The 9,087-nt window shown below is 51.1% G+C and carries 8 protein-coding genes; all 8 read left to right on the top strand.

Annotated features, from left to right (window positions below; translation table 11 throughout):
• Positions 1-1,041, top strand: a 1,041-nt coding sequence (tuf, locus tag OGX98_RS04865) for an elongation factor Tu (RefSeq protein ID WP_058842576.1), incomplete at its 5' end; no start/stop codon positions are given.
• Positions 1,042-1,270: 229 nt separating this feature from the next.
• Positions 1,271-1,654, top strand: coding sequence for a preprotein translocase subunit SecE (gene secE / locus OGX98_RS04860; protein WP_003033128.1), 384 nt, complete (start codon positions 1,271-1,273; stop codon positions 1,652-1,654).
• A gap of 1 nt (position 1,655) precedes the next feature.
• A complete protein-coding gene (gene nusG / locus OGX98_RS04855; RefSeq protein WP_003033125.1) occupies positions 1,656-2,201 on the top strand; it encodes a transcription termination/antitermination protein NusG in 546 nt (181 codons plus the stop codon).
• Between the two features lie 155 nt (positions 2,202-2,356).
• The gene (gene rplK / locus OGX98_RS04850) at positions 2,357-2,785 is read left to right on the top strand and encodes a 50S ribosomal protein L11 (RefSeq protein WP_003033122.1); all 429 of its coding nucleotides are present in this window, start codon (positions 2,357-2,359) and stop codon (positions 2,783-2,785) included.
• Between the two features lie 3 nt (positions 2,786-2,788).
• Positions 2,789-3,496 carry a 50S ribosomal protein L1 gene (gene rplA, locus OGX98_RS04845; protein WP_045438335.1) on the top strand — a complete coding sequence of 236 codons (708 nt, stop codon included), beginning with the start codon at positions 2,789-2,791 and terminating at the stop codon, positions 3,494-3,496.
• A 293-nt stretch (positions 3,497-3,789) separates the two neighbouring features.
• Positions 3,790-4,287: a 50S ribosomal protein L10 gene (gene rplJ / locus OGX98_RS04840; protein ID WP_007704673.1), complete on the top strand. Its 498-nt coding sequence runs from the start codon at positions 3,790-3,792 to the stop codon at positions 4,285-4,287.
• Between the two features lie 66 nt (positions 4,288-4,353).
• Positions 4,354-4,719, top strand: a complete 366-nt coding sequence (rplL, locus tag OGX98_RS04835; RefSeq protein ID WP_045438343.1) for a 50S ribosomal protein L7/L12 — start codon at positions 4,354-4,356, stop codon at positions 4,717-4,719.
• A gap of 320 nt (positions 4,720-5,039) precedes the next feature.
• A complete protein-coding gene (gene rpoB / locus OGX98_RS04830) occupies positions 5,040-9,068 on the top strand; it encodes a DNA-directed RNA polymerase subunit beta (RefSeq protein ID WP_048223455.1) in 4,029 nt (1,342 codons plus the stop codon).
• The last annotated feature ends 19 nt before the right edge of the window (positions 9,069-9,087 follow it).

Genomic DNA, 9,087 nt, shown 5'->3' with positions numbered 1-9,087 from the left:
CAGATCGATAACGCTCCGGAAGAAAAAGCTCGTGGTATCACCATCAACACTTCTCACGTTGAATATGACACCCCGACTCGCCACTACGCGCACGTAGACTGCCCGGGCCACGCCGACTATGTTAAAAACATGATCACCGGTGCTGCGCAGATGGACGGCGCGATCCTGGTTGTTGCTGCGACTGACGGCCCGATGCCGCAGACTCGTGAGCACATCCTGCTGGGTCGTCAGGTAGGCGTTCCGTACATCATCGTGTTCCTGAACAAATGCGACATGGTTGATGACGAAGAGCTGCTGGAACTGGTAGAAATGGAAGTTCGTGAACTTCTGTCTCAGTACGATTTCCCGGGCGACGACACTCCGATCGTTCGTGGTTCTGCTCTGAAAGCGCTGGAAGGCGAAGCAGAGTGGGAAGCGAAAATCATCGAACTGGCTGGCTTCCTGGATTCTTACATCCCGGAACCAGAGCGTGCGATTGACAAGCCGTTCCTGCTGCCTATCGAAGACGTATTCTCCATCTCCGGTCGTGGTACCGTTGTTACCGGTCGTGTTGAGCGCGGTATCATCAAAGTTGGTGAAGAAGTTGAAATCGTTGGTATCAAAGAGACTGCTAAGTCTACCTGTACTGGCGTTGAAATGTTCCGCAAACTGCTGGACGAAGGCCGTGCTGGTGAGAACGTTGGTGTTCTGCTGCGTGGTATCAAACGTGAAGAAATCGAACGTGGTCAGGTACTGGCTAAGCCGGGTTCAATCAAGCCGCACACCAAGTTCGAATCTGAAGTGTACATTCTGTCCAAAGACGAAGGCGGCCGTCATACTCCGTTCTTCAAAGGCTACCGTCCGCAGTTCTACTTCCGTACTACTGACGTGACTGGTACCATCGAACTGCCAGAAGGCGTAGAGATGGTAATGCCGGGCGACAACATCAAAATGGTTGTTACCCTGATCCACCCGATCGCGATGGACGACGGTCTGCGTTTCGCAATCCGTGAAGGCGGCCGTACCGTTGGCGCGGGCGTTGTTGCCAAAGTAATGAGCTAATTGCCGATAACATTTGACGCAATGCGCAATAAAAGGGCATCATTTGATGCCCTTTTTGCACGCTTTCACACCAGAACCTGGCTCATCAGTGATTTTTTTTGTCATAATCATTGCTGAGACAGGCTCTGAAGAGGGCGTTTAGTCCGAAACGCACCAGAGCATTTCGGTTTGGATCGCCTCGCTTACGCGGGGTGAAAATGTTTGTAGAATACTTCTGACAGGTTGGTTTATGAGTGCGAATACCGAAGCTCAAGGAAGCGGGCGCGGCCTGGAAGCGATGAAGTGGGTTGTTGTCGCTGTATTGCTGCTTGTAGCTATCGTTGGCAACTACCTCTATCGTGACATGATGTTGCCGCTGCGTGCGCTGGCCGTAGTGATTCTGATTGCTGCAGCGGGTGGTGTCGCGCTGTTGACAACAAAAGGTAAAGCGACCGTTGCTTTTGCCCGTGAAGCGAGAACCGAAGTCCGTAAGGTCATTTGGCCGACTCGCCAGGAAACATTGCACACCACGCTGATTGTGGCTGCGGTTACCGCAGTAATGTCACTGATCCTGTGGGGACTGGATGGTATTCTGGTTCGCCTGGTATCCTTTATCACTGGCCTGAGGTTCTAAGATGTCTGAAGCCCCTAAAAAGCGCTGGTACGTCGTTCAGGCGTTTTCCGGTTTTGAAGGTCGCGTAGCTACATCGCTGCGTGAATATATCAAGTTACAAAATATGGAAGAGTTGTTTGGCGAAGTCATGGTGCCGACCGAAGAAGTGGTCGAAATCCGTGGTGGCCAGCGTCGTAAAAGCGAACGCAAATTCTTCCCGGGCTATGTACTGGTCCAGATGGTGATGAACGATGCAAGCTGGCACCTGGTGCGCAGTGTGCCGCGTGTGATGGGCTTTATCGGCGGTACATCTGACCGTCCGGCGCCAATCAGCGACAAAGAAGTTGATGCGATCATGAACCGTCTGCAGCAGGTTGGTGATAAACCGCGTCCGAAAACGATGTTCGAGCCGGGTGAAATGGTTCGCGTTAGTGACGGTCCGTTTGCTGACTTTAACGGTGTTGTTGAAGAAGTCGATTACGAGAAGTCTCGTCTGAAAGTTTCTGTTTCTATCTTCGGTCGTGCGACTCCGGTTGAACTGGACTTCGCTCAGGTTGAAAAAGCCTAACACGTCGATCAAAAAAGCGGCGATTTAATCGTTGCACAAGGCGCGAGATTGGAATACAATTTCGCGCCTTTTGTTTTTATGGATAGCATCCGTAAAACGAATTTTATCACGGGGAGCCTCTCTGAGGCGCTATAACCCAACTAGAGGAATTTAGAATGGCTAAGAAAGTCCAAGCCTATGTCAAGCTGCAGGTTGCAGCTGGTATGGCTAACCCGAGTCCGCCGGTAGGTCCAGCACTGGGTCAACAAGGCGTGAACATCATGGAATTCTGCAAAGCGTTCAACGCAAAAACTGATTCCATGGAAAAAGGTCTGCCGATCCCGGTTGTTATCACCGTTTATGCTGACCGTTCTTTCACTTTCGTTACCAAAACGCCTCCGGCAGCAGTTCTGCTGAAGAAAGCGGCTGGTATCAAGTCTGGTTCCGGTAAGCCGAACAAAGACAAAGTGGGTAAAATTTCCCGCGCTCAGCTGCAGGAAATCGCGCAGACCAAAGCTGCCGACATGACTGGTTCCGACATTGAAGCGATGACTCGCTCCATTGAAGGTACTGCACGTTCCATGGGCCTGGTAGTGGAGGACTAAGAAATGGCTAAACTGACCAAGCGTATGCGCGTGATCCGTGACAAAGTTGATGCAACTAAACAGTATGACATCAACGAAGCTATTGCTCTGCTGAAAGAGCTGGCCACTGCTAAATTCGTAGAAAGCGTGGACGTTGCTGTTAACCTCGGCATCGATGCTCGTAAATCTGACCAGAACGTACGTGGTGCAACTGTACTGCCGCACGGTACTGGCCGTTCCGTTCGCGTAGCCGTATTTACCCAGGGTGCAAACGCTGAAGCTGCTAAAGCTGCAGGCGCTGAGCTGGTAGGTATGGAAGATCTGGCTGACCAGATCAAGAAAGGCGAAATGAACTTTGACGTTGTTATTGCTTCCCCGGATGCAATGCGCGTTGTTGGCCAGCTGGGTCAGGTTCTGGGTCCGCGTGGCCTGATGCCAAACCCGAAAGTTGGTACTGTAACTCCGAACGTTGCTGAAGCGGTTAAGAACGCTAAAGCGGGTCAGGTTCGTTACCGTAACGACAAAAACGGCATCATCCACACTACCATTGGTAAAGTGGATTTTGACGCTGACAAACTGAAAGAAAACCTGGAAGCTCTGCTGGTTGCGCTGAAAAAAGCGAAACCAACTCAGGCAAAAGGCGTGTACATCAAGAAAGTTAGCCTCTCCACCACCATGGGTGCTGGCGTTGCCGTTGATCAAGCTGGTCTGAGCGCGTCTGCGAACAGCTAAGATTAGCTTTACGTGGGCGGTGAATTTGTCTACAATTCTACCCCCACGTTTGCTAACGAAAGTTAGCAAATAAACAGATTTGTTCGTTGGAGCCTGGCCTATCCAGGCCTCCGTCGAAGACCGCAGGTGTTTCGTAAGAAGCTTAATGCCCTGCGTAGACGGTGACAGAACGCTAAGATTATTTCTGATACTCTGGCTTGTTTCTGCTCACCGTATTTAGACGCTCTGTCCGTTGGGAAGAGTGAAGTGAGTTCCGGAACATGAGTTCCGGCAAACATCCAGGAGCAAAGCTAATGGCTTTAAATCTTCAAGACAAACAAGCGATTGTTGCTGAAGTCAGCGAAGTAGCCAAAGGCGCGCTGTCTGCAGTAGTTGCGGATTCCCGTGGCGTAACTGTAGACAAAATGACTGAACTGCGTAAAGCAGGTCGCGAAGCCGGCGTATACATGCGTGTTGTTCGTAACACCCTGCTGCGCCGTGTTGTTGAAGGTACTCAGTTTGAGTGCCTGAAAGACGCGTTCGTTGGTCCGACCCTGATTGCATATTCTATGGAACACCCGGGCGCAGCTGCTCGTCTGTTCAAAGATTTCGCGAAAGCGAATGCAAAATTTGAGGTCAAAGCCGCAGCCTTTGAAGGTGAATTGATCCCGGCATCGCAAATCGATCGCCTGGCAACTCTGCCGACCTACGAAGAAGCAATTGCACGCCTGATGGCAACCATGAAAGAAGCTTCGGCTGGCAAACTGGTTCGCACTCTGGCTGCTGTTCGCGATGCGAAAGAAGCTGCTTAATCGCAGTTATCTTTATCAAGCATCTGCTTACGTATAAACTTATTCTGATTTTCAGGAACAATTTAAATGTCTATCACTAAAGATCAAATCATTGAAGCAGTATCCGCTATGTCCGTAATGGACGTTGTAGAACTGATTTCTGCAATGGAAGAAAAATTCGGTGTTTCCGCTGCTGCTGCTGTAGCTGTAGCTGCTGGCCCGGCTGAAGTAGCTGAAGAAAAAACTGAATTCGACGTAATTCTGAAAGCTGCTGGCGCTAACAAAGTTGCTGTTATCAAAGCAGTACGTGGCGCAACTGGCCTGGGTCTGAAAGAAGCTAAAGACCTGGTAGAATCTGCACCGGCTGCTCTGAAAGAAGGCGTGAGCAAAGACGACGCAGAAGCACTGAAAAAATCTCTGGAAGAAGCTGGCGCTGAAGTTGAAGTTAAATAAGCCAACTTTTCTGGTTGCAGCCTAAGCAATTAGGCTGATGGCTGGTGACTTTTTAGTCACCAGCCTTTTTGCGCTGTAAGGCGCCAGTAGCATTTCACACTGTTTGACTACTGCTGTGCCTTTCAATGCTTGTTTCTATCGACGCCTTAATATACTGCGACAGAGCGTTAGTTCTGTGTAAATCGCAATGAAATGGTTTAAGCGTGATAGCAACAGGCATTGCGGAAAGTATTCGATTTTCCGGTCAACAAAATAGTGTTGCACAAACTGTCCCTTCGTCGGACAGATGGGTCGACTTGTCAGCGAGCTGAGGAACCCTAATGGTTTACTCCTATACCGAGAAAAAACGTATTCGTAAGGATTTTGGTAAACGTCCACAAGTGTTGGACATACCTTATCTCCTTTCTATCCAGCTTGACTCGTTTCAGAAGTTCATCGAGCAAGATCCTGAAGGGCAGTATGGTCTGGAAGCAGCTTTCCGTTCCGTTTTCCCGATTCAGAGCTATAGCGGTAACTCCGAGCTGCAATACGTCAGCTATCGCCTTGGCGAACCGGTGTTTGACGTTCAGGAATGTCAGATTCGTGGCGTGACCTATTCCGCACCGCTGCGCGTAAAACTGCGTCTGGTGATCTACGAGCGCGAAGCGCCGGAAGGCACCGTAAAAGACATTAAAGAACAAGAAGTCTACATGGGCGAAATTCCGCTCATGACTGACAACGGTACCTTTGTAATCAACGGTACTGAGCGTGTTATCGTTTCTCAGCTGCACCGTAGTCCTGGCGTCTTCTTTGACTCCGACAAAGGTAAAACCCACTCTTCGGGTAAAGTGCTGTATAACGCGCGCATCATTCCTTACCGTGGTTCCTGGCTGGACTTCGAATTCGATCCGAAGGACAACCTGTTCGTACGTATTGACCGTCGCCGCAAACTGCCTGCGACCATTATTCTGCGTGCGCTGAACTACACCACTGAGCAGATTCTGGATCTGTTCTTTGAAAAAGTCGTCTTTGAGATCCGCGACAATAAGTTGCAGATGGAACTGGTGCCGGAACGCCTGCGTGGTGAAACCGCCTCCTTTGACATCGAAGCTAACGGCAAAATCTACGTCGAAAAAGGCCGTCGCATCACTGCGCGCCACATTCGCCAGCTGGAAAAAGACGATATCAAACATATCGAAGTTCCGGTTGAGTACATTGCTGGTAAAGTTGCGTCTAAAGACTACGTTGATGAATCCACTGGCGAGCTGATCTGCGCAGCTAACATGGAGCTGAGCCTGGATCTGCTGGCTAAGCTGAGCCAGTCTGGTCACAAGCGTATCGAAACGCTGTTCACTAACGATCTGGACCACGGTCCGTACATTTCTGAAACTGTACGCGTCGACCCAACTAACGATCGTCTGAGCGCACTGGTAGAAATCTACCGCATGATGCGTCCTGGTGAGCCGCCGACTCGTGAAGCTGCTGAAAGCCTGTTCGAGAACCTGTTCTTCTCCGAAGACCGCTATGATCTCTCTGCGGTTGGTCGTATGAAGTTCAACCGTTCTCTGCTGCGCGACGAAATCGAAGGTTCTGGCATCCTGAGCAAAGACGACATCATTGACGTGATGAAGAAGCTCATCGATATCCGTAACGGTAAAGGCGAAGTCGATGATATCGACCACCTCGGTAACCGTCGTATCCGTTCCGTAGGCGAAATGGCGGAAAACCAGTTCCGCGTTGGCCTGGTACGTGTAGAGCGTGCGGTGAAAGAGCGTCTGTCTCTGGGCGATCTGGATACCCTGATGCCTCAGGATATGATCAACGCCAAACCGATTTCTGCAGCAGTGAAAGAGTTCTTTGGTTCCAGCCAGCTGTCTCAGTTTATGGACCAGAACAACCCGCTGTCTGAGATTACGCACAAACGTCGTATCTCTGCACTCGGCCCAGGCGGTCTGACCCGTGAACGTGCAGGCTTCGAAGTTCGAGACGTACACCCGACTCACTATGGTCGCGTATGCCCAATCGAAACGCCTGAAGGTCCGAACATCGGTCTGATCAACTCCCTGTCCGTGTACGCACAGACTAACGAATACGGTTTCCTTGAGACTCCGTACCGTAAAGTGACCGACGGTGTTGTAACTGACGAAATTCATTACCTGTCTGCTATCGAAGAAGGCAACTACGTTATCGCTCAGGCGAACTCCAACCTGGATGACGAAGGCCACTTTGTAGAAGACCTGGTAACTTGCCGTAGCAAAGGCGAATCCAGCTTGTTCAGCCGCGACCAGGTTGACTACATGGACGTATCCACCCAACAGGTGGTTTCCGTCGGTGCGTCCCTGATCCCGTTCCTGGAACACGATGACGCCAACCGTGCATTGATGGGTGCGAACATGCAACGTCAGGCCGTTCCAACTCTGCGCGCTGATAAGCCGCTGGTTGGTACCGGTATGGAACGTGCTGTTGCCGTTGACTCCGGTGTTACTGCAGTTGCTAAACGTGGCGGTACCGTTCAGTACGTGGATGCTTCCCGTATCGTTATCAAAGTTAACGAAGACGAGATGTACCCGGGCGAAGCAGGTATCGACATTTATAACCTGACCAAATACACCCGTTCTAACCAGAACACCTGTATCAACCAAATGCCTTGTGTGTCCCTGGGTGAGCCGGTCGAACGTGGTGATGTACTGGCAGACGGTCCGTCCACCGACCTCGGTGAACTGGCGCTCGGTCAGAACATGCGCGTCGCGTTCATGCCGTGGAACGGCTATAACTTCGAAGACTCCATCCTCGTTTCCGAGCGTGTTGTTCAGGAAGACCGTTTCACCACCATCCATATTCAGGAACTGGCATGTGTGTCCCGTGACACCAAGCTGGGGCCGGAAGAGATCACCGCTGACATCCCGAACGTGGGTGAAGCTGCGCTCTCCAAACTGGATGAGTCCGGTATCGTTTACATTGGTGCAGAAGTGACCGGTGGCGACATTCTGGTTGGTAAGGTAACGCCGAAAGGTGAAACCCAGCTGACGCCAGAAGAGAAGCTGCTGCGTGCGATCTTCGGTGAGAAAGCGTCTGATGTTAAAGACTCTTCTCTGCGCGTACCAAACGGTGTTTCCGGTACGATTATCGACGTTCAGGTCTTTACTCGCGATGGCGTAGAGAAAGACAAACGTGCGCTGGAAATCGAAGAGATGCAGCTGAAACAGGCTAAGAAAGACCTGTCTGAAGAACTGCAGATCCTCGAAGCTGGCCTGTTCAGTCGTATCTACGCGGTGCTGGTTGCCGGTGGCGTTGAAGCTGAGAAGCTCGACAAACTGCCTCGCGATCGCTGGCTGGAACTCGGCCTGACCGACGAAGAGAAACAAAATCAGCTGGAACAGCTGGCTGAGCAGTACGACGAACTGAAACACGAGTTCGAGAAAAAACTCGAAGCGAAACGCCGTAAAATCACTCAGGGCGACGATCTGGCACCAGGCGTGCTGAAGATTGTTAAGGTGTATCTGGCGGTTAAACGTCGGATCCAGCCTGGTGATAAGATGGCAGGTCGTCACGGTAACAAGGGTGTAATTTCTAAGATCAACCCGATCGAAGATATGCCTCATGATGCTAACGGTACGCCGGTAGACATCGTGCTGAACCCGCTGGGCGTACCATCTCGTATGAACATCGGTCAGATTCTGGAAACCCACCTGGGTATGGCTGCGAAAGGTATTGGCGATAAGATCAACGCCATGCTGAAACAGCAGCAAGAAGTCGCGAAACTGCGCGAGTTCATCCAGCGTGCCTATGATCTGGGTGCCGACGTTCGTCAGAAAGTTGACCTGAGTACCTTCAGCGATGAAGAAGTTCTGCGTCTGGCTGAAAACCTGAAAAAAGGTATGCCGATCGCAACGCCGGTCTTCGACGGTGCGAAAGAGTCTGAAATCAAGGAACTGTTACAGCTGGGTGGCCTGCCGACTTCCGGTCAGATCACACTGTTCGACGGTCGTACCGGTGAGCAATTCGAGCGCCAGGTTACCGTTGGCTACATGTACATGCTGAAACTGAACCACCTGGTTGATGACAAGATGCATGCGCGTTCTACCGGTTCTTACAGCCTGGTTACTCAGCAGCCGCTGGGTGGTAAGGCTCAGTTCGGTGGTCAGCGCTTCGGGGAGATGGAAGTGTGGGCGCTGGAAGCATATGGCGCAGCATACACCCTGCAGGAAATGCTCACCGTTAAGTCTGATGACGTAAATGGTCGTACCAAGATGTATAAAAACATCGTGGACGGCAACCATCAGATGGAACCAGGCATGCCGGAATCCTTCAACGTATTGTTGAAAGAGATTCGTTCGCTGGGTATCAACATCGAGCTGGAAGACGAGTAACTCTCGCTCATACAGGTCA

Source organism: Citrobacter sp. Cm046 (assembly GCF_030333065.1).
In the GTDB taxonomy this organism is placed as follows: domain Bacteria; phylum Pseudomonadota; class Gammaproteobacteria; order Enterobacterales; family Enterobacteriaceae; genus Citrobacter; species Citrobacter murliniae.
Note: the sequence above shows the minus strand (reverse complement) of the source record. Positions and strands in the feature narration are given on the sequence as shown.

Excerpts from the sequence above, each read along its gene's own strand:
- secE (WP_003033128.1), top strand. The coding sequence starts at position 1,271 with ATGAGTGCGAATACCGAAGCTCAAGGAAGCGGGCGCGGCCTGGAAGCG.
- nusG (WP_003033125.1), top strand. The coding sequence starts at position 1,656 with ATGTCTGAAGCCCCTAAAAAGCGCTGGTACGTCGTTCAGGCGTTTTCC.
- rplK (WP_003033122.1), top strand. The coding sequence starts at position 2,357 with ATGGCTAAGAAAGTCCAAGCCTATGTCAAGCTGCAGGTTGCAGCTGGT.
- rplA (WP_045438335.1), top strand. The coding sequence starts at position 2,789 with ATGGCTAAACTGACCAAGCGTATGCGCGTGATCCGTGACAAAGTTGAT.
- rplJ (WP_007704673.1), top strand. The coding sequence starts at position 3,790 with ATGGCTTTAAATCTTCAAGACAAACAAGCGATTGTTGCTGAAGTCAGC.
- rplL (WP_045438343.1), top strand. The coding sequence starts at position 4,354 with ATGTCTATCACTAAAGATCAAATCATTGAAGCAGTATCCGCTATGTCC.
- rpoB (WP_048223455.1), top strand. The coding sequence starts at position 5,040 with ATGGTTTACTCCTATACCGAGAAAAAACGTATTCGTAAGGATTTTGGT.